The following is a 26,820-nucleotide window of genomic DNA, read 5'->3' on the forward strand; positions in this document are numbered from 1 at the left end:
GTCAACTTTCCCGATGCGATTCATTGCGTGAGGACGAGAAACGCAGGATCAGCATGCCGGCCAGCGCCGCCACAATCGACCCGGCCAACACGCCAATTTTCACTTCATCGACCAGCAATGGCGTGCGGGCGAAGGCCAGATTGCCGATAAACAAACTCATGGTGAAACCGATGCCGCACAGCACCGATACGCCGTAGAGCTGTGACCACGAACTGCCATGCGGACGGGGAGCCAGTCCGGTTTTAATGGCCAGTAAAGCCATGCCAAATACGCCAATCTGCTTACCGATAAACAGCCCAAGCGCCACGCCGACCGGCACCGGTGAAAGCAGGTCGTCCATCGTCAGGCCGCCCAACGACACACCCGCGTTGGCAAAACCAAACAGCGGCAGGATCAGGAATGTCACCCACGGCGAAAGCACATGCTCCAGCTTGTCCAGCGGCGCATCCTGCTGTTCATCTTTGCCTTTCAGCGGAATGAACAGCGCCAGCAAAATGCCCGCAATGGTGGCATGAACGCCAGACTGCAACATAAAGAACCACAGCACCACGCCCACCAGCAGATACGGCGTCAGCCGTTTGACACCCATCCGGTTCATCAGCATCAGCAGCAGGACCATGCCGCCCGCCGCCGCCAGCATCATGGCGGAAAGGCCGCCGGTGTAAAACAGGGCGATGATGATCACCGCGCCCATGTCATCGAGGATCGCCAGCGCGGAAAGGAAAATCTTCAGCGAGATTGGTACCCGGCTGCCAAGCAACGCCAGTACCCCCAGCGCAAAGGCGATATCGGTGGCGGACGGGATTGCCCAGCCAGCGACCGTCTCGCCATTGCTAATGTTAAAGCCTAAGTAGATTAGCGCAGGTACCGCCATCCCGCCGAGCGCAGCTAACCCGGGAAGCGCCCGTTGCCCCCACGTTGCCAGCTGGCCAATAAGCATTTCGCGTTTGATCTCAACGCCGACCAGCAGGAAGAAAATGGCCATCAGCGCATCGTTGACCCACAGTTCAACGCTCAGTCCGCCGATGGAATAATGCAGCAGCCAGCGGTACATCTCTGCAAGCGATGAGTTGGCAACTATAATCGCCGCTGCTGACGCGATGATGAGGATAATGCCGCCAGCTGAAGCCGACTTAAATAATGAGACCAGCGCTCTGGCCTGGCGTCGTGCGGTACGGGTAATTACGTCTGGCATTGGGCCTCCTTGTCATGACGAATGGTGATTCACTGCGGGGGTGAAATTTACCACATTTGGCCCGCCAGGAGCCCTTCCTGGCGGTAAAAACCGGTAAACATCAGGCTGACTGCGCGCGCAGACGTTCCTCGAGCCACGGCAGCATCTGTTTTTTGCGGCTTAACATTCCCGGCACATGGCGGGGTTCAGCGTCTGCAAGGGCGGAGCCGGAGAAGTAAAGCACCGAGCCGTTTTCACTGATTTCGCTCAGCATCAGCACCACCAGTTCAGCACCGGTGCGCACGGCATGCGCGTTCATCTCCTCCAGCAGCTCGGGTAATACCGCGTCAACCTGCGCCCGGGAATACAACTCAAGCTGGGCAATCTGGACGGCATGTCCCGCGAGGGTGAACGCCTTGATATCTTTGTTCAGCAACGCGTGCGCGCTCATCCCGGTAATATCGGTTTTGGCTGCCAGCAGATCGTGGGTAAACGTCGCGAGGTCAATATTTGCGATAGCCGCGAGCGCATCTACCGCCCGGCGGTCATCGTCAGTCGTGGTCGGCGAGCGTAACGCCACGGTATCGCTCAGAATAGCGCCGAGCAGCAGCACCGCGTGGGCGACGCAAAGCGTTTCGGGCTGCATTAATTGCCACAACACCGTGGCGCTGCTGCCCACCGGCTTGATCCACACTTCCGGTGGCAAGCGGGTCACCAGACCGCCGAGACGATGATGATCGATAATTCCGACGATATTGCTTTCCTGAAGCGATTGCGGCCCCTGCGCGGGTTCAGTGAAATCCACCAGCCAGACGTCACAATCCTGTAGCGGCATATCAAGCAGCGCGGGCGGCGTCAGGTTTGCACGCTGAAAAATAAACTGTGTCTCTTTATTCAGTTCGCCAGTACGCCACGCGCGAGCATCCCGCCCGCTGTGCGTCAGCCACTGCGCAGCGACGACGGCAGTACAGACCGCATCGCTGTCAGGATGAAGATGCCCCAAAACCTGTATCATTATCCTCTCCAGGCATGCTGTTCCCAGCCCCGGATTATATCACGCAGAACGACACAAAGCCGTTATTACCGGCCCGTTGTCCGGCCTGCTTCTTTTTCGGATTTCGACGTTTACAGCAGCGCTTATACCGTCCAGTCTTCCCGGTTAAGCCCCTGCACCATAGCAAATGCATGATCGTTAGAAACAAGGGTCACTTTACGGCTTAGCGCATGGGAGGCAATAAGTTGATCCATGGTGCCCATTATTTTTCCTTTCTTTTCCATGGTGGCACGTAGCACGCCATAACAGGCAGCAGCATGGCTATCCCAGTCATAAATGGTCACTGAATCAAGAAAGGCCAGCACACTGGCCTTAAGCGTTTTACTTTGCCTTTTCGCTACACCATACAGAAGTTCGGCTTCCGTTACGCTTGAAATACAAATATCACGCGGTGAAATTTCGGCTATTCTGGCGATAACGTTCGGATGTTGACGAAAAAGATGACTGACCGTATTCGTATCCATCATATACAACATTATTTTGCTCCTGCAAAAGGATCTCTTTCCGTAATATCCTGATTACGTTCATCTTCATCCAGAAAGGTATCCGGAATACGCGCTTTTTTGATGAGACCAAATACGTGGTCCCAGTTATCTGGCTTCGACGGTTTTTTAGAGAGAATAACATTTCCCTCTTCATCGCGACGGATGTACACCTTGTCAGTATCAAATTCGAACTCAACCGGGAGTCTGACCGCTTGATTGCGGCCATTTTTAAAGAGTCGGGCGATACGTTCCATAGCATCCTCCTGAAACGTTGGCATATGCCTAAGCATAGGCCTTTTTTTGCACCTGATGCAAGGCACAATGTTCGCTTCCGGAAATCAACTCGCAATGTGTTTCTCTGTTTGCAGAACGTACCAACCGTTTTGCTATGCTGCTTCACATTATCTCAATAATCCCTTCGCCAGGTAATGCCGCTGCATGCCCTTGTACGGGAAATCTTCCAGCGTCATCTGCAACTGATAACCTTGCTTCTGGTAAAACGGCAGCGCCTGAAAACTGACGGTGTCGACCAGCGCGTGCAGACAGCCCATCTTCTGCGCCTGCTGTTCCGCCGCCGCCATTAACCTGCTGCCCAGCCCGGAACCACGAGTGGCATCGCTTACCCACAGGTATTTGATGCAAAACCAGTCGCCCTTTTGTTCGGCGATTAAGCCGCCGGTCATCCTGCCGTTTTCATCGCGGGCATAGACGCCTACTTCACCCCAGCCGCTGGCGTCAATAAACTGGCTGTTATACGCCCGCAGCCCGGCCAGGAGTTCTTCCTGATCTTCTGCGGTCACGTTTTGCGTCACGGTTAATTCCATAAGCCCTCAAAATCCAGGTAAGTTTTCGTATCGAAGGCTTATGTTATGATGCGGCGCGTTAAAAAATAAACCGATTTGAGGGAAAAATGGGATCGACCAAAAAAGGGATTATGTATGTCCTGCTCGCCGCTGTGCTGTGGGGAAGTTCCGGCGTCTGCGCACAGTTTATTATGCAGGAAAGCCAGATCTCCGCGCCGTTTCTGACCATGATCCGCCTGCTGTTTTCCGGGTTTATTCTGCTCACCCTGTCATTCATCCACGGCGATAAAATTTTCTCCATTCTGAAAACGCCGAAGGATGCTGTCAGCTTGCTGCTGTTTACGATCGTTGGCGCGCTCACTGTCCAGCTCACCTTCCTGGTAACGATTGAAAAATCAAACGCGGCGACGGCGACTATTTTGCAGTTTTTATCGCCGTCGATTATCGTCGCCTGGTTTGCCGCCGTGCGCAAAACATGGCCCGGCGGGCTGGTGTTTCTGGCCATCTTTACCTCGCTGGCGGGCACGTTTTTGCTGGTCACACACGGGAACCCGACCTCGCTGTCAATTTCTCCGGCAGCGTTAATCTGGGGAATTGTGTCGGCGTTTTCCGCCGCCTTCTACACCACATATCCCTCTACGCTGATTGCCCGCTTCGGCACGCTACCGGTGGTCGGCTGGAGTATGCTGCTGGGCGGCGCGATGCTACTGCCGTTCTACGCCGGGAATGAAACCCATTTTGTGGTCAACGGCGGGCTGCTACTGGCGTTCTTCTATCTGGTGGTGATTGGCACGGCGTTGACCTTCAGCATGTATCTGAAGGGCGCGCAGATGATTGGTGGGCCAAAGGCCAGCATTCTGAGCTGCGCCGAACCGCTCAGCAGCGCCCTGCTGTCGCTGCTACTGCTCGGCATCACGTTTACGCTCCCGGACTGGCTTGGCACCCTGCTAATCCTCTCCTCGGTGGTGCTGATTGCGATGGATTCGCGGCGCAAAGGCCACGCAAAACAACCGGGTTAACGTCGGCGCACATCGGGAATAATCAGGTCTCCGCGCAAAACGTAAGAGTCGAGAACGTTTTGCGTTTTTTCATTCAGCCAGCCCACGATCCGCGCGGCCATGGCGTCCATAGAATACTCAATGGCCGGGATGGTAGGGATACCCGGAAGCTGTAGCGATCCAGCGAGGCTGAAGACCATGATGTCATCCGGTACCGATTTATTAAACGCCTGAAGCTGGGGGATCACCCGCTGTGCCTCCTGCTCATCCGCCACCAGCAGGGCGTTGAAATTCAGGGTCGTGGCGTTGTTAAGTAGCTCCTGAAGCGCCACGGAAGAAGACGTACACGCCATAAAGACCAGATTACGGTTAAACGGCAGGAAGTTTTTTTCCAGCGCGTGTTTATAACCGAGCAGCACCCGATCGGCAAAACCGCTGCCGTCCGGCTGGATAAGCGCGATCTGCCGACGTCCCTGACTGATAAGGTAATGACAGGCGGTTTCCGCGGCGAATTCGTGATCGAACTGAATGCTGTTAACGTCGCCGGACACCGAGCAGTCCACCAGAATAACGTTATCCTGCTGAATGTTGAGCGGGAAACGGGCACCGATAATCAGTATATCGTCACACAGGCCGCAGCTCAGTTCGTCAAGGGCGCTCATGACATCGTTTCGGGTATTGGCAAACCGCAGCAGAAGATGCTTTTGATGCTGGCTGAGGTGTTTTTCCAGCGCGTAAAGATAGCCGGTGGTTTGATTGATATTATCCTGGGCGCAAATCACCCCGATGCAGCCCGTTGACTGGCTGAACAGCGATTGTGCAATCACGTTGGGTCGATAGTTAAGCTCCTCAACCGCTTTCAGCACGGCCTGCCGACTGGCTTCTTTTACCCCGCGCGTGCCGCTCAACACCCGTGAAACTGTGGCTTTAGAAACCCCAGCTAAACGCGATACATCGTTGATTGTAGACATCTTTATCCTCTTCCGGCCCCTCAGCCAGTCCATATTACTCTGGATGCAACATTGGCTTAAATATTCGCCACTTGCAGTATATCCGTTTCCTTTTTTCATGGAAACCGATTTTCCATTGATAGCCAAAATTGCAAAACACGGACTCAATACGTGACCCAAAGCGCATAAATTTAGCCAATAACGCCAGGATATTGATAGCGGTCACAGTTCTGCGGTTTATGAATGGAAACCGGTTTCCATATGTTATCCAATCGTCTCCGCAATAAGTTTTTACATTTGAGGATGGCTGTCGATGTACAAGATCATGCTTTGTTGTTCCGCCGGAATGTCCACCAGCCTGCTGGTCAGGAAAATGGAAGAAGTCGCTGCCCAACGCGCGTTGCCGGTGAAAATTGATGCGTATGGCGTTTCCGAATTTGATATGCAGTTTCCGCAATATCAGGTCGTGCTGCTCGGACCGCAAGTAAAATATATGTTAAAAACACTCTCCGAAAAGGCTGCCACTCACGGCATTCCCGTTCAGGCCATTGATATGATGGATTACGGAATGCAGCGCGGTGACAAGGTGCTGGATTACGCTCTGTCGCTCATCGAAGCGGCACACTAAAAAGGTGTCATTATGAGTTCGCTTTATCAGTCAATGGTTGCCGTCATTGAACAATCCATCACCCCGCTTGCCGGTCGGCTGGGGCAGCAAAAGTATGTGATTGCGATCCGTGACGGTTTTACCGCCGCGCTGCCGTTTATGATCATCGGATCGTTTATGCTGGTGTTTATTTTCCCACCATTCTCTGCTGAAACCACCAATGGCTTTGCACGCGGCTGGCTGGATTTCTCTCAGACGTATCGGGAACAGCTTATGCTGCCATTTAACCTCAGCATGGGCGTAATGACGTTTTTCATCTCGGTGGGGATTGGGGCCAGCCTGGGCCGCCAGTTTAATCTCGATCCGGTGATGTCCGGCCTGCTGGCTTTTATGGCGTTTTTGCTGGTCGCCGCGCCCTATGCCGACGGCAAAATCTCAACGCAGTATTTGTCGGGCCAGGGGATTTTTACCGCGCTCATTACCGCCATTTACTCGACACGCGTTTATGCCTGGCTCAAGCAGAATAACGTCACTATTCGGCTGCCAAAAGAAGTGCCGACCGGCGTGGCGCGTTCGTTTGAAATCCTGATCCCGGTGCTGGTGGTGATTGCCACGCTGCATCCGCTTAATCTGCTGATTGAAGCCAAAACTGGGATGATTATACCCCAGGCAATTATGCACTTGCTGGAACCGTTGGTATCGGCCTCGGATTCACTGCCTGCAATCCTGCTCTCAGTGCTGCTGTGCCAGATTTTCTGGTTTGCCGGCATCCACGGATCGCTTATCGTCACCGGTATTATGAACCCGTTTTGGATGGCAAATCTGTCGGCAAACCAGGCGGCGCTGGCTGCCGGTGCTGCTCTGCCGCACGTTTACCTGCAAGGTTTCTGGGATCACTACCTGCTGATTGGCGGCGTAGGCTCCACGCTGCCGCTGGCGTTTTTGCTGCTGCGCAGCCGCGTGACGCATCTGCGCACCATCGGCAAAATGGGCGTGGTGCCGAGCTTCTTTAACATCAACGAACCGATTTTGTTCGGCGCGCCGATCATCATGAACCCGATGCTGTTCATTCCGTTTGTCTGCGTTCCGCTGGTGAATGCCTGTCTGGCTTATGCCGCCACGCGCATGGGCTGGCTGGAACAAGTGGTCTCCCTGACGCCGTGGACCACCCCCGCACCCATCGGTGCCTCATGGGCAGCAAACTGGGCGCTCAGCCCGGTGATCATGTGCTTCATCTGTATGGCGATGTCGGCGCTGATGTATCTGCCTTTCCTGCGCGCCTATGAACGCTCGTTGATCAAAACCGAAGAGCAGAAAGCGCAAAGCACCGTGCCTGCCGCGGAAACCGTCGGCCACTCATCGTAAAGGAAAAGGCAAATACCATGAAATACACATTTCCCGCAGGCTTCTGGTGGGGAAGCGCCAGCTCGGCGCTGCAAACCGAAGGGGAAAGCCAGCACGGCGGTAAGAGCCAGACAACGTGGGATGTCTGGTTCGCGCGCCAGCCGTGGCGCTTTCATCAGGGGATCGGCCCGGATGAGACCTCCACCTTTTATCAGCACTGGCAGCAGGATATCGCGCTGCTAAAGCAATTGAACCATAACAGCTTTCGCACCTCGATTAGCTGGTCGCGCCTTATCCCGGACGGCACCGGCGAGGTCAACCCTGAGGCGGTAATCTTCTACAACACGGTGATTGATGAACTGCTGGCGCAAGGCATTACACCGTTTATCACCCTCTTTCACTTTGATATGCCGATGGTGATGCAGGAGAAAGGCGGCTGGGAAAACCGTGATGTGGTGGCTGCGTTTGCCCGCTATGCCGACACCTGTTTCAGGCTTTTCGGCAATCGCGTGAAGCACTGGTTCACTTTCAATGAGCCGATCGTCCCGGTAGAAGGCGGTTATCTGTATGACTTTCACTACCCGAACGTGGTGGATTTTCGTCGGGCGGCGACGGTGGCTTACCATACTGTGCTGGCTCACGCCTCGGCGGTGCGCCTGTTTCGCGCCGGGCGTTACGAGGGTGAAATTGGCATCGTGCTTAACCTGACGCCCTCTTATCCACGTTCAGACAATCCGGCGGATGTAAACGCGGCGCACTGTGCGGATTTGCTGTTTAACCGCAGCTTTCTGGACCCGGTGTTACGCGGGCAATACCCGCAGGATCTGGTGGAACTGCTTAAACAGTACGACCAGCTTCCGCTTTGCGAGCCGGGCGACAGTGCGCTGATTGCCGACGGTAAAATCGATTTGCTGGGCATTAACTATTACCAGCCACGGCGGGTGAAATGCCGGGACAGCGCGGTTAACCCCGACGCGCCGTTTATGCCGGAATGGTTATTTGACCATTACGACATGCCTGGCCGGCAAATGAATCCTTACCGTGGCTGGGAAATTTACCCGCCGGGTATTTACGATATCCTCACCAATTTACGTGTTAATTATAATAACCCGCGCTGTTTTATTTCTGAAAACGGCATGGGTGTTGAAAATGAAGCGCGTTTTATTAATAACGGCAAAATAAACGACGAGTATCGGATCGATTTTATTAGTAATCACCTTGCGTGGCTGCATAAAGGGATTAGCGAAGGCTGCCAGTGTCTTGGCTACCACATGTGGACCTTTATTGATAACTGGTCATGGTGTAATGGTTATAAAAATCGTTATGGCTTTGTCCAGCTTGATTTATCTACCCAACAGCGGATCGTTAAAAAAAGTGGTGAATGGTTTTCCGCCGTCGCCGCCAGTAATAGTTTTGATAAAGAGTGAGTGAATGATGATCATATTAGAAGATGCGGTGATGGAAATCATCGTCAACGCGGGCCAGTCGCGCAGCCTGTGTTTTGAAGCCTTGCAGGCCGCGCGGGACGGCAATTTTGTCGAAGCTAACAGCCTGCTGCGCGAGGCCGACGGCTACGCCCGCGACGCCCATAAAATGCAAACCAAATTAATTGAGCAGGATGCCGGTGAAGCCCGGCAGCCCATGACGTTAATTATGGTGCACGCGCAGGATCATTTAATGACCTCTTTACTGGCGCGTGAGCTGGCAGGCGAAATTATTCATCTTTATCAACGTTAATATCTGACCGTTAACTTCTGGAGTGGAGTATTTATTACGATAGCATTTAATTAATCTGTATCCGGCAGTCATAAAAAATCAACTTGTTTTGGTGATAGCGGCTTATTCAGTCAGACCAGAACCGGGTGGTTATTATCTAAAAATAGTTAATTACATTGAGATAACCATGAAAATAGCAAACAAACTTCCATTAACTCTGGCGGTTATCGCCGCCCTGTGCCCAATTTCTGTCCTCGCCCAGGAATTTACGCAGGAACAAATTGACGCGATTGTGGCAAAAGCGGTCGATAAAGCGCTCGCGGAGCGTCAGGCAAAAATGGATGCGGCAGTCGATAAAAAGGCAGACGTCGTCAACGAACCACAAAGCGCGGCGCAAAGCCCGGATATGGCTATTCCGTTCGGCGTGAAATTTAGCGGCTATGCCCGCTATGGCGCACATTTTAAAGCAGGCGATCAGAAATACGTCGGCGTGGACGGCTCCTATAACGGTGCCTCGGCGATTGGCCGTCTGGGTAACGAAGGTAACGGCGGCGAATTCCAGCTCTCAAAAGCCTTTAAAGGCGATAACGGGGCTATCTGGGACGTCAACGTGATGTTCGATCACTGGGGCGATGAGGTTAACCTTAAAAAAGCTTATGCTGGGGTAACCAACCTGCTGGCGTCTAACCCGGATGCCTATCTGTGGGCGGGCCGCGATTTCCACCAGCGACCGCAGCAGGGCATTAACGATTACTTCTGGATGAACCACGATGGGCAGGGTGCCGGGGTGAAAAACTTCGATATCGGCGGCGTGAAGTTTGATGTTGCCGCTGTCGCCGCCGTGGAGTCCTGTAGTCCTGAAGTGATGGAAGACGAAGCGAACCCGTCGCGCATCACCTGCACCGGCGGCTCCGGTACAGGCGATAAAGGTAATTATGCGCTGACCTCAAAAATTCATGGCATGAACGTTGGCCCGCTGGATCTGGAGCTGTACGCCAACTATGGCTTTGACTCAAAAGACGTGGAGAGCGACGAGCGGATGAAGGCCTGGCAGGGCGGCGTGGTGCTGAGCCATACCAACGACAGCGGGGTGAATAAAGTCATTGCCCGCTATTCGGATAACTCAGATAACAGCGTTTACAGTAAAACCGACGATCTGACGGCGATTTACGCCAGCTTTGAAGGTAGCCATAAATTCACGCAGCAGGCGCAGGTGGAATATCTGCTGGCGTTCCATGATTATGACAACGACAGCGACAGCAGCGATAACCGCAAAAACTACGGTGCCATCGTGCGTCCGATGTATTTCTGGAACGACGTACATTCGACCTGGCTGGAAGCAGGCTATCAACGCGTAGATTACGATGAAGGCGGCGATAACAAAGGCTGGAAAGTCACGCTCTCGCAAAACATCTCCATCGCCATGGGACCGGAGTTCCGCCCGATGCTGCGCTTCTATGTGACGGGCGGCGAAGTGGACAACAAGCGCACGGCGCGGGTTAATGGCACCGACGATGAAACGCTTGATGATTTCAACGTCGGCGCAATGTGGGAGGCGTGGTTCTGATAAACGTCGGAAGGCCTTCATCGGCCTTCCCTTTCTTAATGAATATTGCCCTTAACGCGTACTTTCGCTGCCACCAGAAGCGCCGTCAGCAGCATCAGGCTGCCGGAAAGCACCAGCGGCGACAGCAGACCGAGGTTATCGAGTGCATAACCCCCGATCGCCGCGCCACAGGTATTGGCAAGCTGGATCACCGCCACCTGGATCGATCCAGCTTTTTCCGCCTGATCGGAGAGCGTGCGGGTGATCCACGTCGACCAGCCCACCGGGATCAGCGCAAAGGCCAGCCCCCAGACCACCGCCACCGTTGAGGCGACGATTTTATCCGTGCCCCACAGCATCAGCACTAGCGCACTCAGCGCGAGAACCAGCGGCGCGCAGGCCAGTGCCACTTTCACCGAGCGTTTCAGGATAGCAGCGGAGAACGAGGTGCCGATAAAGCTGGCGATGCCAAAACTCAGCAGCACCAGCGTCAGGCCATCCACATCAAACCCGGCCAGGGTGGTGAAAATCGGGCGAATATAAGTAAAGAAAGCAAACTGTCCGGCAAAAGACATAAAGATGGCGATCATCCCCGCCAGCACGCCGGGGCGCTTCAGCAGGCCAAACATATTCTCATGATGTTCGGTTTCGCCAGGCAACGACGGCAGCGATTTCCAGATCCACAGAATACAGACTGCGCCCATCACCGCCGCGGCGTTAAACACATTCCGCCAGCCGATGACGCCGCCGAGGAAACTGCCCAGCGGCGCGGCAATCACCAGTGCGATGGAAACCGCGCCAAAAATAATCGACAGCGCTTTCGGCACCGTGCGCGCCGGTACCAGACGCATGGTTAGCGAGGCCGACATCGCCCAGAAACCGCCAAGCGCCAGCCCCAGGCAGGCGCGTCCCAGCAGCAGCAGCGTAAAATTATTGGCAAACGATACCAGCAGGCAGGAGAGCGTCAGCAGCACGGCGAAGAGGATCACTACATAGCGGCGATCGGTGGCCCGAATGGTCTGGGTAATAAACAGGCTGGCGAACATCGCCACAAACGCGGTGACGGTGACAGACTGACCCGCCAGCCCTTCGGAAATCCCTAAATCCTCGGCCATCGGCGTCAGCAGGCTCACCGGCAAAAACTCAACGGTAATCAGACAGGCAACGCAAAAGGCCACGGCGAAGACCGCCGCCCAGTTTGGGCGATGAACCTCACCGTGTGGGGTTTTAAGATTGTGCTCACTCATTATGCTTACCCGGCGTGATATTTAACGTACAGCCGCTCAGTGTAACATTCTGAATGTGATCTACTTAACGTTTCGACAACTATTGGCGCATTTAATGCAGCCAATAGACGCCCTCTTCCGGTTGAAACAGGGCGTTATAACGCGCCTGAAAAGCGTTCAGTTCATACCCTTCCGGCTCCAGCTCGCGCAAAAAACCTTGTGCCAGGCGAATCTGTGCATCGGTAATCGGCGAGGCCAGACGGGCTTTTTGCAGCAGGCGATGCCAGCGCAGCAGATTTTGTTCGCTGCTATCAACCACCGACACCTGCCAGATTAGCAAAACCTGTGCGGCATTGAGCAGATGCGACTCATCCGGGCGCTCAAGATACTGCAAAAACTCATGACCGGGCGCTTTGCCCATCTGGTCGATCATTGACTCTACCGGCTCAGGGGTCAGCCCCAGCCGTTCGCTCAGGCGACGGATCGCCCGCCGCGGGCCGGAAGTGAGTACCCGAAAACCTATAACAAAAACAACGACCAGCGTTGCCAGCATTATCCAAATCATGCGTATCTCGCTTTATATCCTTACGTTTAACGCCGTCACGCCTTAGCCTCTCATGATACAACAAACGAATGAAAGGGTTTGTTCCATAAACTGGGCATATCGCGACCTGGTAATGTCATCATCCGCATTTTCACCAATACGACAGCTAAACCTGAACCGCCGTCACAATTGTTCATATACCTCATAAAAACCCGTTGACTGACGTCAACGTCATTTGCTGTACTTAATTCAACATACAGAATATTGGTTCCATATACAGAACAAAGGTAAAGCAATGTTAAAGGCATTCAAAGGTATTTTCCCTCCTGTCCCTACCATCGTGGATGAAACTGGCACGCTGGACAAACCCGGCATGGCCACGATGATTGACCACGTGATTAAAAACGGCGCTGATGGAATGCTGATCCTTGGCAGCGGCGGCGAATTTAGTCATCTTTCGACCCCACAGCGCAAAGAGATTGCCGCATTTTGTCTGGAGCATGTGGCGGGAAGAGTGCCGGTGCTGATTGGCATCGCCTGCGCGGGCACCGCAGAGACCATTGAACTGGGGCTGCATGCTCAGCAGGCGGGGGCGGATGGGGTACTGGTGGTTAACCCGTACTATGCGAAGCTGAGCGATGAAGCACGCTTTACCCACTTTCAGCGCGTTGCAGAGGCGCTGGATACGCCCGTTTTTTTGTATAACTTCCCCGATTTGACGGGCCAGGATATCGGTCTGGACGTTATTACCCGTCTGGCGCGTGATGTACCGAATATTGTTGGTATTAAAGACACGATTGATAATATTAGCCACACCCGGGAAATCATTAATCGCGTTCACACCTTCCGTCCCGATTTTATTATTTTCAGCGGCTATGACGAATATATGCTCGATACGCTGCTGCTGGGCGGTCATGGCGGTATTCCGGCGACGTTTAATTTCGCGCCGCAGATCACGCGCGGAATTTATGATGCTTTCATCAATAATGATTTAGCCCGCGCCCGCGCGTTCCAGCAGCAGCTGGCAAAACTTTCCCCGCTGTACGCGCTGGAACAGCCTTTTTTTGGCGTGATTAAAACGGCAATTAAACTGAGTGGAGTCGATATCTCTACCGCCGTGGTTCCTCCGGCGTTACCTCTTAATAACGAAAAAACAGAACAGGTCAGAAATATTCTGGCTCACAGTAATCTGTAAATCAGCAAGAGAGCAATGACAATGAACATCAATCCGGTACTCAAACTTAATGCTAAAGATGATGTGGTGATTGCAAGACAGAACGTTCCTGAGGGTACCTGGCTTGCGCAAGAAGGCATTACCGTCCTGAGCGAGATCCCGGCCGGGCATAAAATCGCCGTTCGCGATATAGCGGCGGGAGAAGCGGTAAAACGCTACGGCCAGATTATTGGTTTTGCCACCCAGCCAGTTAAAGCGGGTGAGCATATTCATATGCATAACCTGGGAATGGGCGATTTCGAGCGCGATTACGCCTGGGGCGTGGACAGCCATCCGGTCACCGTCACCGACCACCCGGACACCTTCAACGGCATCCGCCGCGCCGATGGCCGCGCCGCCACCCGCAACTATATCGGCATTTTAAGCTCCGTGAACTGTAGTGCGACGGTGGTGCGGGCGATTGAAGATCATTTTCGTCTGCACGGGCTGGCAGATTACCCCAACGTTGATGGCGTAGTGTCACTGCCGCAAAGCTTTGGCTGTGCGATTGGCGCAAAGAGCGAGTCGATGGAGGTTATGCGCCGTACCATGGCGGGCTACGCGACTCATGCCAACTTTGCGGGCGTGATCATTATTGGTCTCGGCTGTGAATCCAGCCAAATCAAAGACATGATGAATGCGCACGGGCTGGCAGATGGCCCGATGATGCACAGCTATACCATTCAGGACGTTGGCGGAACGCGGCAGGCGATCCAGAAGGGCATTGCGCTGGTTAATACCATGCTGCCGCTGGCCAATCAGGTCGTTCGTGAGCCGATCCCGGCCTCCGAAATCATTCTGGCGCTGGAGTGCGGCGGCTCAGATAGCTACTCCGGCATCTCGGCTAACCCGGCGCTGGGCTACGCGGTGGACAAGCTGGTTCAGCAGGGCGGCACCGCCATTCTTTCCGAAACCTCAGAAATCTACGGCGCGGAACACCTGCTTACCCGCCGCGCAGTCTCGCGCGAGGTCGGCGAGAAGCTGATTGCACGCATCCACTGGTGGGAAGAATACTGCCGTCGAACCGGCAGTGAGATGAATAATAATCCCTCCGCCGGCAATAAAGTCGGCGGCTTAACCACCATTCTTGAGAAATCACTCGGTGGCATTGCCAAAGCCGGAACGACTAACCTGACGGCGGTCTATGAATACGCCGAACCCGTGACGGCAAAAGGATTCGTGTTTATGGATACCCCCGGCTATGACCCGATTGCCGTCACCGGACAAATCGCCGGTGGCGCAAATCTGCTTTGTTTCACCACCGGGCGCGGTTCTGCGTTCGGCTCTAAACCTACGCCAAGTATGAAACTGGCAACCAATAATGCGCTCTGGCAGCGTCAGCAGGAGGATATGGATATCAACTGCGGCACCATCGTCGAGGGAGAAGAATCTATCGCTGAGGTTGGCGAGCGGATTTACACCATGATCCTTGAGATGGCGTCCGGTAAAAAAACAAAAAGTGAAGAATTTGGCTATGGAAGCCAGGAGTTCGTTCCCTGGACGATTGGCTCCATTATGTAATTTGTTGTACCTCACTCTACCTCGTACCGCCATGCTCTTATTGAGCATGGCAAGGAGTTTCTATGTCTATAGTTCATGCTCATACCGAAGAAGAAAAATTAAAGGCAACCACGGTAAGATGGCGGATATTTATTATTATGTTGATTCTGGGGGCCATCAATTATATTGACCGCACCTCACTTTCTATTGCCATGCCGTATATTACTGATGAATTTGGTATTACCGATACGCGCGTTGTCGGCGTAATTCATAGCGCCTTTTTCTGGGCCTATGCATTAATGCAAATTCCCAGCGGGGTAATTGCCGATAAGTTTAAAGCCAGGAATATTATCGCTCTGGCAACAATTTTGTGGGGCGCGTTTCAGGCGATTGCCGCGCTGTGTCACTCTATTTTTACCCTGTCGGTTTCGCGCCTCGGTCTGGGCATAGCCGAATCACCTATTATGCCCGCTGGCGCTAAACTGATGGGCACCTGGCTGACGCCGACAGAACGCGGACGCGGCTCTATGCTGCTGGACGGCGGCGCGCCGCTGGGCACGGCACTGGGAGCGGTGATTATCGCCGGGCTGATCGCGCTCTTCGATTCATGGCGGATGGCGTTTGTGGTAGCAGGTGTTGGAACCATGCTGGTGGGTCTGCTGGCCTGGTGGTATATCCGTACTTATCCGTCAGAGCATCCGCGTATTAATCAAGCCGAGCTGGATCATATTGCTGTCGCCAACGGGTCAGCAACCAGCAGCAAAAAGTATCGTCTGGCGGATATCAAACCGTATCTGAAGCAGCGTAATGTACTGGCGCTGATCGGCGGCTGGGTCTGCTACAGCTTTGTGTTTTATGGATTAATGACCTGGCTGCCGCTCTACTTCCAGGCCACGTATGGTTTTGATATTAAATCGATGGGCGGCGCGATGGCGCTAATTTTTCTGCTCTGCTTTGTGGGTCAACTGACTGGCGGCTACATCATGGATAAATGGCGCAGCAAAGGTGCAAAAACCAGCCGCGTGATGCATACCATGCTGGCAATTTCCGCGACTACCGCTGGCGTGGGTATTTTCCTTTGTGCCCAGAGTTCAACGCCTGCGATTGCGATTACCCTTCTGACCATTGCGCTTTTCCCGCTACGCTGGGCCAGCGTTTACTGGTCAATTCCGGGCCTGCTCGGCGCACAGTCTGTGGCGGGAACCATCTGCGGTACAATGAACTTTACCAGCAATCTGTTTGCCGCCATTCTGCCTATTTTTATTGGCTTCCTGGTGCAGTCTACCGGTAACTATTATGCCGCGATGATGTTCTTCGCGCTGGCGGCGGTGGGGTATCTGGTGTGCTCGTTGCTGATTAATTTCGATAAGAAAATGGTCGTAGAAGAACAGTAATGACGCTGTTGCCGTTAATGCCGGGCGGCGCTGGCGCTTGCCCGGCCTACGATAGGGTATAGCGATATTTATATTTATAATCAAAATGTTAAATTAATATGTAGGCCCGGTAAGCGCAGCGCCACCGGGCAAAGCGGCTCCGGTGATACCATGCCGGGCGGCGCTGGCGCTTGCCCGGCCTACGGTAAGATAGCACGGAATTTATATTCAGAATCAAAGGGTTAAATTAATACGCATGCCCGGTAAGCGCAGCGCCACCGGGCATGTCGGTTCGCCAGCGGCCTGAGTGGCACTGGCGAATCTGCCTTCAGGCTATCCCTGTGGTAACGGTAAACGTCCGGGTCTGCTGTGGCTCAAGGTAAAGCAGGGTGCCGTTGTTCTGCGCGGCGAGGAAACCTTCCGGTCGGCAGGTAGCGGGGAGCGCAAAGGCAGCAACCTGCTGATCGCCGTTATACAAAATCCAGCGGGTCGCATAATTGAATTCATCACTGGCAAAGCGGGTGACAAATGTCGTGCCATCCGGGGCCGTCATCGTGAACTCAGGGTGAGCGGTATACGCGTCCAGCTTATCGACAAAAAAGACAATTTCCGGATCGTAATACTGCGGCTCATTGAGCGTTTTCAGCGAGGCTTCCCCCTGCAAAATACGCCGGTTGAATGCCAGCCATTGATCCGTGGGTTTGACGTGCGACGGCACCGATTCGCGCAGCGTCAGCGCCTCGTCCGGCACGTTCTGGCGAAAAGTGGCATCCGGCACATATGCGTAATTCATATGGCACATATACTGTAACGGCATTGCTACTGACGCCAGGTTCGTTACCGCCATCCGGATGTCGAATAAGGCGCTGTCTTTATGCAGTGTCACCGCAGGCTGCGCCAGGTAATGATGACCAAATCCCATCACGTATTCATAGCGCCCGACGACACGCACGCTATCCTCCTCAACTTCCAGCCAGGCCTCATCCATCGACGCACAGGCCATCTCGCCGTGCAGCAGATGGGTATCCTCCGGCGAGGGGCAGCCATTCGCCAGCAGCCCGGAATGAAAGGCAAAGCAGCCGTAAGTTTCAACGACCTCTCGCGCAGGTTTCGGCTGACTGAACATGTTGCGCATAGTCAGGTCGTGGCCGTCAAACTCTGCATCCCAAATCATCTGCCCCAGCCAGGGCAGAATAACCAGGTGACCGCGGGCATTGGCTACCCGCAACCCTTCAATCCCACTGGCATAACGGAACGCTGTTACAGTGAAATCAGCGTTTTCCAGCAGAGGACGCGGCTGCTCACTGAACAATTCGCGCCAGAGCATCAAACGTGTGGTCATTCTTTTTCTCCTCAGGAAACAGTGGCTTCAGTCAGGTTACGGCGAACTTTACTCTCGCGCCAGAAATATACCCCGACGTAGACAAAGCACAACATAGAGACCAGGAAGGAAAGTTGCAGCGAGTGGAACATATCCGCCACGTAGCCCTGAATCGCCGGAACTACCGCCGCGCCAACAATGGCCATGACAATCACCGCACCCGCCATTTCAGTATGCTCATTGTCTACCGTGTCCAGCGTACCGGCATAAATCGTCGCCCAACAGGGTCCAAAAAGCACGCTGACCAGTACCGCCACCCATACCGCGCTAAAGCTCGGTACCAGAGAAACCCAGGCGAGGAAAAGTGCGCCGACAACGGAATACAGGATCAGCACTTTTTCTGGATTGAAGCGGGTCATCAGAATATTGGCGATAAACTTGCCGATAAAAAAGCAGGCGAAGCTGTAAACCATGAATGTTGACGCATCGCGCTCATTAATATCGCCCATTTCCAGCGCCAGGCGGATGGTAAACGACCAGACCGCCACCTGCATACCGACGTAGAGGAACTGCGCCAGGATACCGCGACGAAAGCGGGCGTTGCCAGCCAGATAACGCAGCGTCTGTGCCGCTGAAGGGCGGTTATGATTCGCCGTCTGCGCCACTTTACAGTCCGGGAAGCGGGTCAGCAGGAACAGCACCATCACCACGACCAGCACCATAATCATGTACTTGTACGGCTCAAGGGTGTTTTCCAGCATCAGCACTTTGAAGTTGTGGATCTGCTCAGCGTTCATGCCTGCCATCTGCTTTTGCAGACTGTCGCCTTCCGAGAAAACCAGATATTTACCCAGCAGAATGCCCGCCGCCGCACCAACCGGATAGAACGTCTGGCTGATATTCAGGCGCAGCGTAGCATGTGATTTAGGGCCAATCATCGAGCTGTAGGTATTCGCCGCCGTTTCCAGGAAGCTCAGGCCGATCGCGATAGCAAAAATAGCCGCCAGGAACATGGTGTAGGTTGCCATGTGCGAGGCGGGGAAAAACAGTGTGCAGCCAACAATATACAGCGTCAGGCCGGTGAGGATTGCCACCTTATAACTGGTTTTCTTAATCACCAGCGACGCAGGAATAGCAATTAAAAAATAACCGCCATAAAACGCGCTTTGCACCAGCGCGGAGGCAAAGTTACTTAATGAAAAAACACTTTTAAACTGCGTGATTAATATGTCATTCAACGCAGCCGCGCATCCCCATAACGGGAACAGGCAGGATAACAAAATAAACTGGAACAGAGGGGTTTTATTCAGATACCCGTCAGGCATCTGAACGATGTTTTTATCGTTCATAGTGCTACCTTTTACTGTGCAGGGTGATTATTCGTTCAATGCCAGAAATTCATTGAATTGCTCAATGCTGGGATAAGACGATTGTGTACCTTTCCCGGTGACGCTAAAGGCGGCAAAGAGCGAGGCTTTTTTCATCGCGCTTTCAACATCACCGCTCTGGACGTAATAATGTGCGAAACAGCCAATAAAGGCGTCGCCCGCACCGCTGGTATCAATGGCATTCACTTTATAAGCAGGGACATGGACTTCCTGATCGCGTGTCATCCATAGCGCGCCCTTTTCGCCCATCGTCACGATAATATTATTCAACCCTTTATCCACCAGGCTACGGGCGGCGGCGCGAATATTATCGTAAGAATCAACTGGCATGCCGGTCAGTATTTCCAGCTCAGTTTCATTTGGCACAAAGAAGTCACATTTGCAGGCGTAGGACATATCCAGCTCGCGTAGCGCCGGAGCCGGGTTTAATAACACGTTGATTCCATGTTTTTTCCCGAATTCAATGGCGTGGTAAACCGTCTCCAGCTGGACTTCCAGTTGCAATACGATGAGCTGACATTTTTTTAAGTCTTCTGCCGCGCGATCGATATCTTCCGGAGAAAGAAATTTATTTGCCCCTTTGATGATCAGGATGCTGTTGCTGGAATTCGGATTAACGAAGATAGGCGCGACGCCGCTGCTGGTACAGGGGACTTTCTCCACATACGTGGTATTAATGCCCCATGACTCCAGGTTACGAATGGTGTTATCAGCAAAGATATCGTCGCCGACTTTGGTCAGCATCAGCACTTTTGAGTTCAGCTTGGCCGCCGCGACCGCCTGATTAGCCCCCTTGCCGCCGCAGCCGATTTTAAAGGCCGGCGCTTCAAGGGTTTCACCCTCTTTCGGCATCTGATTGGTGTAGGTGATGAGATCCACCATGTTCGAGCCAATAACCGCGATATCCATTTTACTACCTCTCAGAAACAATCACATAACAATGATATTATCGTAACATTATCATGTTATTTTAGTATCATTTGTGACTACGATCGCGATTACAGGATCATTTTATCGTTTAGTTGTTAACCAGTAAAAAGGTAGCCGTCTCAATAAGCGAAACAGGTATAATCGGTAATTTATTGATATTATAAAGATTAAAATGAAAGAAACCCGCGTTAACCCGCTTTTCTTTCTGGATCACACCCAGTATAGTAATGCGCAGTCGCCATGTTTCTGACGACATCATAATGTTACTTAAGAAACATTAAGGGGAATAATGGAGACCAAGCAAAAAGAACGTATTCGCCGCCTGATGGAGCTGCTCAAGAAAACCGACCGCATTCATCTTAAAGATGCCGCGCGGATGCTCGAAGTCTCGGTCATGACCATTCGCCGTGATTTTAGTCAGGAAGACAGCGAGCCGCTGCCGCTTACACTGCTGGGTGGCTATATCGTAATGGTGAATAAACCGGCCCAGCCCGCGCCGATGTCACCGCGCCAGGCCACGTATCATCAGGACGATATGCCAGTCGCTATTCTGGCAGCCGGGTTGGTGAGCGAAAACGATCTGGTCTTCTTTGATAACGGGCCGGAGATGCCGCTGGTGATTAATATGATCCCTGATGACATCACGTTTACCGGTATTTGCTACTCACACCGGGTATTTATCGCCCTTAGTGAAAAACCGAATGCCACAGCCATACTCTGCGGCGGCACCTGGCGGGCAAAAAGTGACGCATTCTACGACACTGCTAACCCCTCGCCGCTGGATTCACTGAATCCACGGAAAGTCTTTATTTCCGCCAGCGGTGTACATGGCCATTTTGGCATCACCTGGTTTAACCCGGACGACCTCGCGACCAAACGTAAAGCCATAGAGCATGGCCTGCGTAAGATCCTGCTGGCGCGTCATGCGTTGTTTGATGAGGTGGCACCTGCCAGCATAGGGCCGCTGTCAGCGTTTGATGTGCTGATAAGCGATCGCGCGCTACCGGCTGATTACGCCACACACTGCCGGAACGGTTTTGTAAAGGTTATTACCCCAGAATCGGAGAGCGAATGAGGTCAGGAGAGGCTGAGAGCGGGCACCCGATCGACCGTCGTATCAGCGGTATCCAGATCGTAAATGGTGACTTTGTCACTATCCGAGAACAACACAAAGGAATCCCGGATATCGGGCCGAATAAGTGAGGTTTTTAGCAGCGTGAGGTGAACATTATCTAATTTCATCACATTAAGCTGACAGGTACTGGCGAAACCATAGACGTTGACCCTCTGGTACGTTGAGGATAGCTGGTAAATATAGTCTTCAGAAATCGAGTTGATCACCATTTCTTTCATCCCAAAGAGCTGATTACTTTTCTCTCGTGGATGACGTAAATAAAGAAAAGATCGCGTTGGAGTAACGATGGATTTTATTTTATTTACCAATGCAGCAAGATTGTCATCGTTTTTCTGGAACAGAATATCCTTAAACTTGGAACCAACAAAAACGTTAATTTCTCCGTTCCGGCCAGGCGTATTCTTTTCAGAATCCGTCACAACTGATTTATCCGCAAGAATATCAATGTAAACCACGTCACATTTTACATTCATATTTTTATTTTCATTCTTAACTATCGAATAGTGTAGCTCGCTTCTCTCAGCTATCCCTCTGATATCATAGGATTTACCCAACCACAAACGCGTTAACTTACGGCTCATCCCTTTGCGTAACTTTATTTGCCGATCAAGATAGCCTGCGGAATTGATACTTAAAATCCCGTCATCGAATGTTCTGATAATTACATCTTTCGGCAGCATCTTTAATATATACTGTACTGACAGATGGCTAATATTTGCCATATACACATAGCCAATATTTTTATGCTTTAGGAATTGCCTAATTTTAAGCATGTTGATAAAACCATAATCCATATTAGCGACTAATCCAGAATCAAAATCCCGATCGATCACTTCATATATGTATGGTTTTAGCTCTACCCGTGTTTTGAGGTAGATCACATGAAAGCGTGCATTAGCATATTGTGCTTTAATTTGTGACACAATTCTGAGCTGAAGTGGAGAGCAAACAATAAAAAAATGTTCAACAGTTTCCATCACTTACCCGCTCTTATCACTTCAATTTTGCTAATGATACCATTACAACATGGTATCGTAAAGAAGCTATATCTAATACCTCATTGTCGTAACTATTGGCAATATTTTATTATGTTCGGAAAAAGAAATGACTTTCCATTGACGAATGAAAAAACCAACCTGAAAAATAAGTGCCCTTTCTCTTAACGGGTTTCTGCGGCAAAAATTATTGATAATCCAAATGAGCAAGGACCCCCTTGCTCAGACATTATGGATTACTCAAAAAAAACGGAAATCTTGTTAAACATAGTGGGATCGGACTGACTACGGTTGATTTTGACCACGTCTTCCAGTTTCTCTACCTGGCTTATCATCTGCGGCAGTCGCCAGTCATCGTTGACCAGCAGCCAGATACGGCTGAGCTCGGTGTTTTGTAGCGGTAGACAGAGAATACCTTCAACGTTAAAGGCGCGGCGGGCGAACAGACCGCAGACGTGAGTCATGACGCCCGGGTGGTTACGCACGGTTAGCTCCAGAATAACGTTTTCACAAGTCGCTTGTTGCATGGCTTATTCCCCCACCATTTCAGTATTTGCCGCACCCGGCGGAACCATAGGATACACTTTTTCACCAGCATCAATACGCACGTGGATCAGTGCCGGGCCCGGCCGGGCAATGATTTCCTGCAAGGCCGCCTGCGGATCGCTTTCGGCATTCAGGTCACAAGTTTGCAGACCAAATCCGGCGGCAATCTGCATAAAATTCACGCTGCCGGGATAAGTGGCGGCAAATACGCCCTGTTTGTAGAACAGGCTCTGCTGCTGATGGACCAGCCCCAGCGCGTCGTTATTCATCAAAATGATTTTGACGTCCAGATTATTTTCAGCCGCAGTGGCCATCTCCTGAATATTCATCATCAGGCTGCCGTCGCCGGAAAAGCACAGCACTTTACGATCGGGATTCGCCAGCGCCGCGCCAATTGCTGCTGGCAGGCCAAAGCCCATGGTACCCAGACCGCCCGAGGTCAGCCACTGGCGCGGACGGTTGAGCGGATAAGCCTGGGCGGTCCACATTTGATGCTGGCCCACATCGGTAGTCACAATCGCGCTATCGTCCACACAGGCAGCGACCGCGTTGATCAGGCCGTAATGGCTGAGCGGGTCGCCAGCCTGCGGGATTGCGCCAGGAAATTCGCGCTGTAAATCGGCCACCAGCGCGCGCCAGGCTGCACGCGGCTGCGCCTCGATATGCGGGAGCAGCGCGTCCAGTACCTCGCCCACGTCAGCCTGGATCGCCACGTGCGGCTGTTTAATTTTCCCAAGCTCTGCGCGGTCGATATCGACGTGAATAATTTTCGCGTTCGGGCAGAATTCAGCGGTTTTACCTATCGCCCGGTCATCAAAACGCGCGCCGAGCACGATCAGCAGGTCGGACTCCTGCAAGATGAAGTTGGTGCTGCGCGCACCGTGCATGCCCAGCATGCCCAGCGACAGCGGATGCGCTTTTGGCAGCATGCCTAATGCCAGCAGCGTCATGGTGGTTGGCAGGTTCGCTTTCTCCGCGAGCAACCGCACCTGCTCCGGCGCATTAATTGTACCGCCGCCCAGATAGAGCACCGGACGGGCGGCGGCGTTGATCATCGCTGCCGCATCCTGAATGCTTCGCGTCTCAAAGGCAGGCGCTGGCGCACGTCCGCCCGGCTCCGGCAGCGCGCTGAGTTCGATTTCGGCGGTCTGCACATCCTTAGGAATGTCTATCCACACCGGTCCTGGTCGTCCGGACTGGGCAATACGAAACGCGTCGCTTATCACCTGCGGCAGTTCAGCGATATGGCGTACTAAGTAGTTGTGCTTGGTGATGGGGATAGAGATGCCGTAGGTGTCAACTTCCTGGAAAGCGTCGGTGCCAATCATTGACGCGGGAACCTGACCGGTGATGCAGACCAGCGGGATCGAGTCGAGGCGTGCATCGGCAATTGCGGTGACAAGGTTAGTCGCCCCCGGGCCGCTACAGGCAATACAGACGGCAGGTTTTCCTTCGGTACGCGCCATTCCCTGCGCGATAAAGCCCGCCCCCTGCTCATGACGCGCCAGCACATGACGAATGGTTTTACTTTGGCTTAACGCATCATAGAGGGGCAGCACTGTCCCGCCGGGAATACCCGCGACCGTGGTAATGCCCTGACGCTCCAGTAAATGAATGATTAACTGCGCGCCGGTGTAGCGCGTGGTCTGCGATATTGTGCCCGAACTTGCCATGCTCCAGTCCTTTTCTTCTGGGCCGACCTACCGGGCAGGTTCTTAAACGAAAACCCCCGCCCGGTTTGCGCCGGCGGGGTTTTGGAATCGTGTGTTCCGGACCCTACGGCGCGTTGCCGACGACCACCACCACCACACGTACGACGACAGCCGCAGCGGGTAGCGCGGTTGCTAGTAGCGTCGTATTCAGCATGGAAGGGTTCATTAGGGACCTGGTTGCTCATTGTTGATGTGGTTTTATACAAGCACAGGATTTCGCCTGAAACAACCGCTTTTTGCGCGTCGCGGCAGAATTGGGTTATCGATCACATTTTAGTTATAAAGTTGTTAAAACAAAAAACCCCGCCGGAGCGAGGTTTTTTCAGGGTTCTGCGGGTGGTAGCCGCAGAGCACACTGTGTTACGTCAACGCGAGAAGTATACGCGATCTCGCAAGAACGCGCAATTTTCAGTTGCTATTTTGACCCGTTGAGTATGGATCAGGGTCCTTTTTTTGTCCATAAAATACTGTTCATAAATACAGTATTTATCTATAATGGTTATGTTCGCAGTGTGACATTTGGGGTCCGCTCTATAACGGCGCGATAGATGTCCTGGCTGAAACGGGTGGTGCCGTCAGTGCCTTAACCCCGAGAGAGCACACTGTGTTACGCCAACAATACGGCTGGCAACAGGCGGCGGAAAGGTACGCCAGTCGGTCGTGCTCCTTTACCCAAAGGAGAAGCGTATGGGCGAAATGGATATGGTCATTCTTATCCTGAAACTCATTGTTGCCTTGCTGCAACTGCTTGATGCTGTCCTGAAATACCTGCGGTAAATCAGGTTCAAGCCGCACCTGAGAGGGGCGGGAAACCGCCCCTCTCTCATAAATTTTCGCTGGTTTCATTTCTCATTATTATGTTACGTTTTTGTGACAACCCATCACTCTTCTACACCATGACCCTCACCGTTTTTTGCGTTCTGCTCTTCGCCGCGATGCTGCACGCGAGCTGGAATGCCATCGTCAAAGCGGGCAGCGATAAACTCTACTCTGCCATTAGCGTAAGCGGTTCTGCAGCGCTTATTGCGCTGGTCATGCTGCCTTTTTCTATACAGCCAACGCTGGCAAGCGTGCCTTATCTGATCGCCTCCTGCGCCTTACAGGTGGTGTATACGGTGCTGGTGGCCAAAACCTATCAAATCTCCGATATGAGCCAGACCTATCCCCTGATGCGCGGCACGGCCCCGCTACTGGTCGCGCTGGTCAGCGTGAGTGTGTTCGGCGAGCATCTTTCTGACCTGGCATGGACGGGCATCGGCGTTATTTGTGTCGCTATTCTCGCGATGGCCTTTAACGGGCGTCTACGTTTGCAAAAAGGCGTTTATCTTGCCCTGCTGAACGCCTGTTTTATTGCCAGCTATACGCTGGTTGACGGCAACGGCGTGCGCGTTTCCGGCACCGCGCTCGGCTATACGTTGTGGACCTTTTTGATGAATGGCGTCTGCCTGCTGAGCTGGGCGATGGTGGCGCGTCGTCACGACGCCACGCGTTATCTGGTGCGCCACTGGAAGAAAGGTATTCCTGGCGGCATAGGTACGATGGGATCTTACGGCCTGGCGCTGTGGGCGATGACTCAGGCACCGCTGGCGGTAGTTGCTGCCCTGCGCGAAACCTCGATCCTGTTTGGCGCGCTGATCGCCGCCGTTTTTCTGAAAGAGCGGGTGACGCCGCTGCGCGTTCTCGCCGCCTGTGGGATAGCGGCAGGAGCAGTGCTGCTACGACTGGCGTGAACCGCAACATTTAGCGCAGCATTACCATCAATTCCATCGGCGAACGGTGCTGTTTAATAAGGTCGCGCATGACCCGCATATACGGCGCGCTGTAGGCAAAAAACTGGCGGTAGCCGCTGCATAACACGCTATCGCTGGCGATACCGCACCCTGAACAAAAACGGCGTTGTTCACAGCAGTAGCATGCCGCACAGACGCTTTCAGGCGCGATGTCACAGCGCGGCGTGCCTTGCCAGACGTTAAGCGTCGCGTCAAACAGCGAGACCGAAACACGCCCGATATCTTCTCTCACCCAGATATCGAAAACGGCGCGCAAAAAACGGCCCCAGACGTCGCCCGTCAGCGATTCTGCGCTAAGCTGCCCCTGCTTATTCCGCTCAACCAGCGGGAAAAAATGAATGTCGGGCAGCGACAACTCACGCAGATAACGATAGACCTGCTGCGGCTGCTGGCCGATCGCATGGCTAACCCGCATTTCGTGTGGGCGGTGAAGGTAAGGCTCAAAGCAGGCATCTTCCATGATGTAGCGT

General features: G+C 53.1%; 28 protein-coding genes. 12 read left to right on the plus strand and 16 right to left on the minus strand.

The features are described 5' to 3' along the window. Position 1: 1 nt before the first annotated feature. The 5 genes from nhaA to CHU32_RS15825 all read right to left on the minus strand — a co-directional run bounded on the left by nhaA (position 2) and on the right by CHU32_RS15825 (position 3,537). Complete coding sequence (gene nhaA, locus CHU32_RS15805; RefSeq protein ID WP_103676310.1) at positions 2-1,195, minus strand: Na+/H+ antiporter NhaA; 1,194 nt, start codon at positions 1,193-1,195, stop codon at positions 2-4. A gap of 100 nt (positions 1,196-1,295) precedes the next feature. Then, a complete protein-coding gene (locus tag CHU32_RS15810) occupies positions 1,296-2,189 on the minus strand; it encodes a DHH family phosphoesterase (RefSeq protein ID WP_103676309.1) in 894 nt (297 codons plus the stop codon). Positions 2,190-2,311: 122 nt separating this feature from the next. After that, positions 2,312-2,701, minus strand: coding sequence for a type II toxin-antitoxin system VapC family toxin (locus CHU32_RS15815; RefSeq protein ID WP_103676391.1), 390 nt, complete (start codon positions 2,699-2,701; stop codon positions 2,312-2,314). 2 nt (positions 2,702-2,703) lie between these two features. Next, positions 2,704-2,967, minus strand: a complete 264-nt coding sequence (locus CHU32_RS15820) for an antitoxin (RefSeq protein ID WP_103676308.1) — start codon at positions 2,965-2,967, stop codon at positions 2,704-2,706. Between the two features lie 147 nt (positions 2,968-3,114). After that, positions 3,115-3,537 carry a GNAT family N-acetyltransferase gene (locus CHU32_RS15825; RefSeq protein WP_103676307.1) on the minus strand — a complete coding sequence of 141 codons (423 nt, stop codon included), beginning with the start codon at positions 3,535-3,537 and terminating at the stop codon, positions 3,115-3,117. An 86-nt stretch (positions 3,538-3,623) separates the two neighbouring features. Here CHU32_RS15825 and CHU32_RS15830 point away from each other — a divergent pair, with 86 nt between their 5' ends. Next, positions 3,624-4,535, plus strand: a complete 912-nt coding sequence (locus CHU32_RS15830) for an EamA family transporter (RefSeq protein WP_103676306.1) — start codon at positions 3,624-3,626, stop codon at positions 4,533-4,535. Here CHU32_RS15830 and CHU32_RS15835 read toward each other — a convergent pair. Next, entirely contained in the window at positions 4,532-5,485 is a 954-nt protein-coding gene (locus CHU32_RS15835) for a LacI family DNA-binding transcriptional regulator (protein WP_103676305.1), read from the minus strand. The two genes, CHU32_RS15830 and CHU32_RS15835, sit on opposite strands and share 4 nt — an antisense overlap. A 292-nt stretch (positions 5,486-5,777) precedes the next feature. Between CHU32_RS15835 and CHU32_RS15840 the strand changes: the two genes are divergently transcribed. The 5 genes from CHU32_RS15840 to CHU32_RS15860 all read left to right on the plus strand — a co-directional run bounded on the left by CHU32_RS15840 (position 5,778) and on the right by CHU32_RS15860 (position 10,698). Then, positions 5,778-6,092 carry a PTS sugar transporter subunit IIB gene (locus tag CHU32_RS15840; RefSeq protein WP_103676304.1) on the plus strand — a complete coding sequence of 105 codons (315 nt, stop codon included), beginning with the start codon at positions 5,778-5,780 and terminating at the stop codon, positions 6,090-6,092. A gap of 12 nt (positions 6,093-6,104) precedes the next feature. Further along, on the plus strand, positions 6,105-7,436 hold the full coding sequence (locus CHU32_RS15845) for a PTS sugar transporter subunit IIC (protein WP_103676303.1): 1,332 nt from the start codon (positions 6,105-6,107) through the stop codon (positions 7,434-7,436). A 17-nt stretch (positions 7,437-7,453) separates the two neighbouring features. Continuing rightward, entirely contained in the window at positions 7,454-8,842 is a 1,389-nt protein-coding gene (locus CHU32_RS15850; RefSeq protein WP_103676302.1) for a glycoside hydrolase family 1 protein, read from the plus strand. Between the two features lie 7 nt (positions 8,843-8,849). Next, positions 8,850-9,152 carry a PTS lactose/cellobiose transporter subunit IIA gene (locus CHU32_RS15855; protein WP_139156238.1) on the plus strand — a complete coding sequence of 101 codons (303 nt, stop codon included), beginning with the start codon at positions 8,850-8,852 and terminating at the stop codon, positions 9,150-9,152. Between the two features lie 166 nt (positions 9,153-9,318). Beyond that, a complete protein-coding gene (locus CHU32_RS15860; protein WP_103676300.1) occupies positions 9,319-10,698 on the plus strand; it encodes a carbohydrate porin in 1,380 nt (459 codons plus the stop codon). Between the two features lie 35 nt (positions 10,699-10,733). Here CHU32_RS15860 and nepI read toward each other — a convergent pair whose 3' ends face one another. Both nepI and CHU32_RS15870 read right to left on the minus strand, forming a co-directional pair. Beyond that, complete coding sequence (gene nepI, locus CHU32_RS15865; protein ID WP_103676299.1) at positions 10,734-11,924, minus strand: purine ribonucleoside efflux pump NepI; 1,191 nt, start codon at positions 11,922-11,924, stop codon at positions 10,734-10,736. A gap of 91 nt (positions 11,925-12,015) precedes the next feature. After that, the gene (locus CHU32_RS15870) at positions 12,016-12,468 is read right to left on the minus strand and encodes a DUF1198 domain-containing protein (RefSeq protein ID WP_103676298.1); all 453 of its coding nucleotides are present in this window, start codon (positions 12,466-12,468) and stop codon (positions 12,016-12,018) included. Positions 12,469-12,742: 274 nt separating this feature from the next. On the opposite strand from CHU32_RS15870, the gene CHU32_RS15875 reads away from it, so the two are divergent. The 3 genes from CHU32_RS15875 (at position 12,743) to CHU32_RS15885 (ending at position 16,554) form a co-directional block, all read left to right on the plus strand. Further along, complete coding sequence (locus CHU32_RS15875) at positions 12,743-13,642, plus strand: dihydrodipicolinate synthase family protein (RefSeq protein ID WP_103676297.1); 900 nt, start codon at positions 12,743-12,745, stop codon at positions 13,640-13,642. Between the two features lie 15 nt (positions 13,643-13,657). Next, positions 13,658-15,181 carry a UxaA family hydrolase gene (locus CHU32_RS15880; protein ID WP_103676296.1) on the plus strand — a complete coding sequence of 508 codons (1,524 nt, stop codon included), beginning with the start codon at positions 13,658-13,660 and terminating at the stop codon, positions 15,179-15,181. 62 nt (positions 15,182-15,243) lie between these two features. Continuing rightward, a complete protein-coding gene (locus tag CHU32_RS15885) occupies positions 15,244-16,554 on the plus strand; it encodes an MFS transporter (protein WP_103676295.1) in 1,311 nt (436 codons plus the stop codon). Positions 16,555-16,861: 307 nt separating this feature from the next. Here the strand turns inward: CHU32_RS15885 and CHU32_RS15890 are convergent, their stop codons facing one another. From CHU32_RS15890 to rbsK, 3 genes are read right to left on the minus strand one after another with little or no spacing between them, the layout of a single operon-like run. Beyond that, positions 16,862-17,875: an aldose 1-epimerase family protein gene (locus CHU32_RS15890; RefSeq protein WP_103750885.1), complete on the minus strand. Its 1,014-nt coding sequence runs from the start codon at positions 17,873-17,875 to the stop codon at positions 16,862-16,864. Between the two features lie 11 nt (positions 17,876-17,886). Then, a complete protein-coding gene (gene fucP, locus CHU32_RS15895; protein WP_103676293.1) occupies positions 17,887-19,203 on the minus strand; it encodes an L-fucose:H+ symporter permease in 1,317 nt (438 codons plus the stop codon). 27 nt (positions 19,204-19,230) lie between these two features. Further along, positions 19,231-20,151 carry a ribokinase gene (gene rbsK, locus CHU32_RS15900; protein WP_103676292.1) on the minus strand — a complete coding sequence of 307 codons (921 nt, stop codon included), beginning with the start codon at positions 20,149-20,151 and terminating at the stop codon, positions 19,231-19,233. A gap of 310 nt (positions 20,152-20,461) precedes the next feature. On the opposite strand from rbsK, the gene CHU32_RS15905 reads away from it, so the two are divergent. Further along, complete coding sequence (locus CHU32_RS15905; protein WP_103676291.1) at positions 20,462-21,247, plus strand: DeoR family transcriptional regulator; 786 nt, start codon at positions 20,462-20,464, stop codon at positions 21,245-21,247. 2 nt (positions 21,248-21,249) lie between these two features. Here CHU32_RS15905 and CHU32_RS15910 read toward each other — a convergent pair whose 3' ends face one another. The 4 genes from CHU32_RS15910 to ivbL all read right to left on the minus strand — a co-directional run bounded on the left by CHU32_RS15910 (position 21,250) and on the right by ivbL (position 24,726). Continuing rightward, positions 21,250-22,284 carry a glycosyltransferase family 52 gene (locus CHU32_RS15910; RefSeq protein WP_103676290.1) on the minus strand — a complete coding sequence of 345 codons (1,035 nt, stop codon included), beginning with the start codon at positions 22,282-22,284 and terminating at the stop codon, positions 21,250-21,252. Positions 22,285-22,538: 254 nt separating this feature from the next. Beyond that, entirely contained in the window at positions 22,539-22,829 is a 291-nt protein-coding gene (gene ilvN / locus CHU32_RS15915) for an acetolactate synthase small subunit (RefSeq protein WP_103676289.1), read from the minus strand. Positions 22,830-22,832: 3 nt separating this feature from the next. Beyond that, the gene (gene ilvB / locus CHU32_RS15920; protein ID WP_103676288.1) at positions 22,833-24,521 is read right to left on the minus strand and encodes an acetolactate synthase large subunit; all 1,689 of its coding nucleotides are present in this window, start codon (positions 24,519-24,521) and stop codon (positions 22,833-22,835) included. A 103-nt stretch (positions 24,522-24,624) separates the two neighbouring features. Further along, on the minus strand, positions 24,625-24,726 hold the full coding sequence (ivbL, locus tag CHU32_RS15925; RefSeq protein WP_103676287.1) for an ilvB operon leader peptide IvbL: 102 nt from the start codon (positions 24,724-24,726) through the stop codon (positions 24,625-24,627). 521 nt (positions 24,727-25,247) lie between these two features. Between ivbL and tisB the strand changes: the two genes are divergently transcribed. Further along, entirely contained in the window at positions 25,248-25,337 is a 90-nt protein-coding gene (tisB, locus tag CHU32_RS15930) for a type I toxin-antitoxin system toxin TisB (RefSeq protein ID WP_103676286.1), read from the plus strand. 119 nt (positions 25,338-25,456) lie between these two features. Continuing rightward, positions 25,457-26,290, plus strand: coding sequence for an EamA family transporter (locus CHU32_RS15935; protein WP_103676390.1), 834 nt, complete (start codon positions 25,457-25,459; stop codon positions 26,288-26,290). Between the two features lie 10 nt (positions 26,291-26,300). Here CHU32_RS15935 and CHU32_RS15940 read toward each other — a convergent pair whose 3' ends face one another. Then, positions 26,301-26,810: a radical SAM protein gene (locus CHU32_RS15940; RefSeq protein WP_245880228.1), complete on the minus strand. Its 510-nt coding sequence runs from the start codon at positions 26,808-26,810 to the stop codon at positions 26,301-26,303. Between the last annotated feature and the right edge of the window lie 10 nt (positions 26,811-26,820).

The sequence above is a fragment of the Superficieibacter electus genome (assembly GCF_002915575.1).
GTDB lineage: Bacteria > Pseudomonadota > Gammaproteobacteria > Enterobacterales > Enterobacteriaceae > Superficieibacter > Superficieibacter electus.

Excerpts from the sequence above, each read along its gene's own strand:
- CHU32_RS15840 (WP_103676304.1), top strand. The coding sequence starts at position 5,778 with ATGTACAAGATCATGCTTTGTTGTTCCGCCGGAATGTCCACCAGCCTG.
- CHU32_RS15875 (WP_103676297.1), top strand. The coding sequence starts at position 12,743 with ATGTTAAAGGCATTCAAAGGTATTTTCCCTCCTGTCCCTACCATCGTG.
- ilvN (WP_103676289.1), bottom strand. The coding sequence starts at position 22,829 with ATGCAACAAGCGACTTGTGAAAACGTTATTCTGGAGCTAACCGTGCGT.
- CHU32_RS15825 (WP_103676307.1), bottom strand. The coding sequence starts at position 3,537 with ATGGAATTAACCGTGACGCAAAACGTGACCGCAGAAGATCAGGAAGAA.
- CHU32_RS15940 (WP_245880228.1), bottom strand. The coding sequence starts at position 26,810 with ATGGAAGATGCCTGCTTTGAGCCTTACCTTCACCGCCCACACGAAATG.
- CHU32_RS15845 (WP_103676303.1), top strand. The coding sequence starts at position 6,105 with ATGAGTTCGCTTTATCAGTCAATGGTTGCCGTCATTGAACAATCCATC.
- CHU32_RS15890 (WP_103750885.1), bottom strand. The coding sequence starts at position 17,875 with ATGACCACACGTTTGATGCTCTGGCGCGAATTGTTCAGTGAGCAGCCG.
- CHU32_RS15850 (WP_103676302.1), top strand. The coding sequence starts at position 7,454 with ATGAAATACACATTTCCCGCAGGCTTCTGGTGGGGAAGCGCCAGCTCG.
- CHU32_RS15820 (WP_103676308.1), bottom strand. The coding sequence starts at position 2,967 with ATGGAACGTATCGCCCGACTCTTTAAAAATGGCCGCAATCAAGCGGTC.
- fucP (WP_103676293.1), bottom strand. The coding sequence starts at position 19,203 with ATGAACGATAAAAACATCGTTCAGATGCCTGACGGGTATCTGAATAAA.
- rbsK (WP_103676292.1), bottom strand. The coding sequence starts at position 20,151 with ATGGATATCGCGGTTATTGGCTCGAACATGGTGGATCTCATCACCTAC.
- CHU32_RS15870 (WP_103676298.1), bottom strand. The coding sequence starts at position 12,468 with ATGATTTGGATAATGCTGGCAACGCTGGTCGTTGTTTTTGTTATAGGT.
- CHU32_RS15880 (WP_103676296.1), top strand. The coding sequence starts at position 13,658 with ATGACAATGAACATCAATCCGGTACTCAAACTTAATGCTAAAGATGAT.
- CHU32_RS15910 (WP_103676290.1), bottom strand. The coding sequence starts at position 22,284 with ATGGAAACTGTTGAACATTTTTTTATTGTTTGCTCTCCACTTCAGCTC.
- CHU32_RS15855 (WP_139156238.1), top strand. The coding sequence starts at position 8,850 with ATGATCATATTAGAAGATGCGGTGATGGAAATCATCGTCAACGCGGGC.
- CHU32_RS15935 (WP_103676390.1), top strand. The coding sequence starts at position 25,457 with ATGACCCTCACCGTTTTTTGCGTTCTGCTCTTCGCCGCGATGCTGCAC.
- CHU32_RS15905 (WP_103676291.1), top strand. The coding sequence starts at position 20,462 with ATGGAGACCAAGCAAAAAGAACGTATTCGCCGCCTGATGGAGCTGCTC.
- tisB (WP_103676286.1), top strand. The coding sequence starts at position 25,248 with ATGGGCGAAATGGATATGGTCATTCTTATCCTGAAACTCATTGTTGCC.
- nhaA (WP_103676310.1), bottom strand. The coding sequence starts at position 1,195 with ATGCCAGACGTAATTACCCGTACCGCACGACGCCAGGCCAGAGCGCTG.
- nepI (WP_103676299.1), bottom strand. The coding sequence starts at position 11,924 with ATGAGTGAGCACAATCTTAAAACCCCACACGGTGAGGTTCATCGCCCA.
- CHU32_RS15830 (WP_103676306.1), top strand. The coding sequence starts at position 3,624 with ATGGGATCGACCAAAAAAGGGATTATGTATGTCCTGCTCGCCGCTGTG.
- CHU32_RS15860 (WP_103676300.1), top strand. The coding sequence starts at position 9,319 with ATGAAAATAGCAAACAAACTTCCATTAACTCTGGCGGTTATCGCCGCC.
- CHU32_RS15810 (WP_103676309.1), bottom strand. The coding sequence starts at position 2,189 with ATGATACAGGTTTTGGGGCATCTTCATCCTGACAGCGATGCGGTCTGT.
- ilvB (WP_103676288.1), bottom strand. The coding sequence starts at position 24,521 with ATGGCAAGTTCGGGCACAATATCGCAGACCACGCGCTACACCGGCGCG.
- CHU32_RS15835 (WP_103676305.1), bottom strand. The coding sequence starts at position 5,485 with ATGTCTACAATCAACGATGTATCGCGTTTAGCTGGGGTTTCTAAAGCC.
- CHU32_RS15885 (WP_103676295.1), top strand. The coding sequence starts at position 15,244 with ATGTCTATAGTTCATGCTCATACCGAAGAAGAAAAATTAAAGGCAACC.
- ivbL (WP_103676287.1), bottom strand. The coding sequence starts at position 24,726 with ATGAACCCTTCCATGCTGAATACGACGCTACTAGCAACCGCGCTACCC.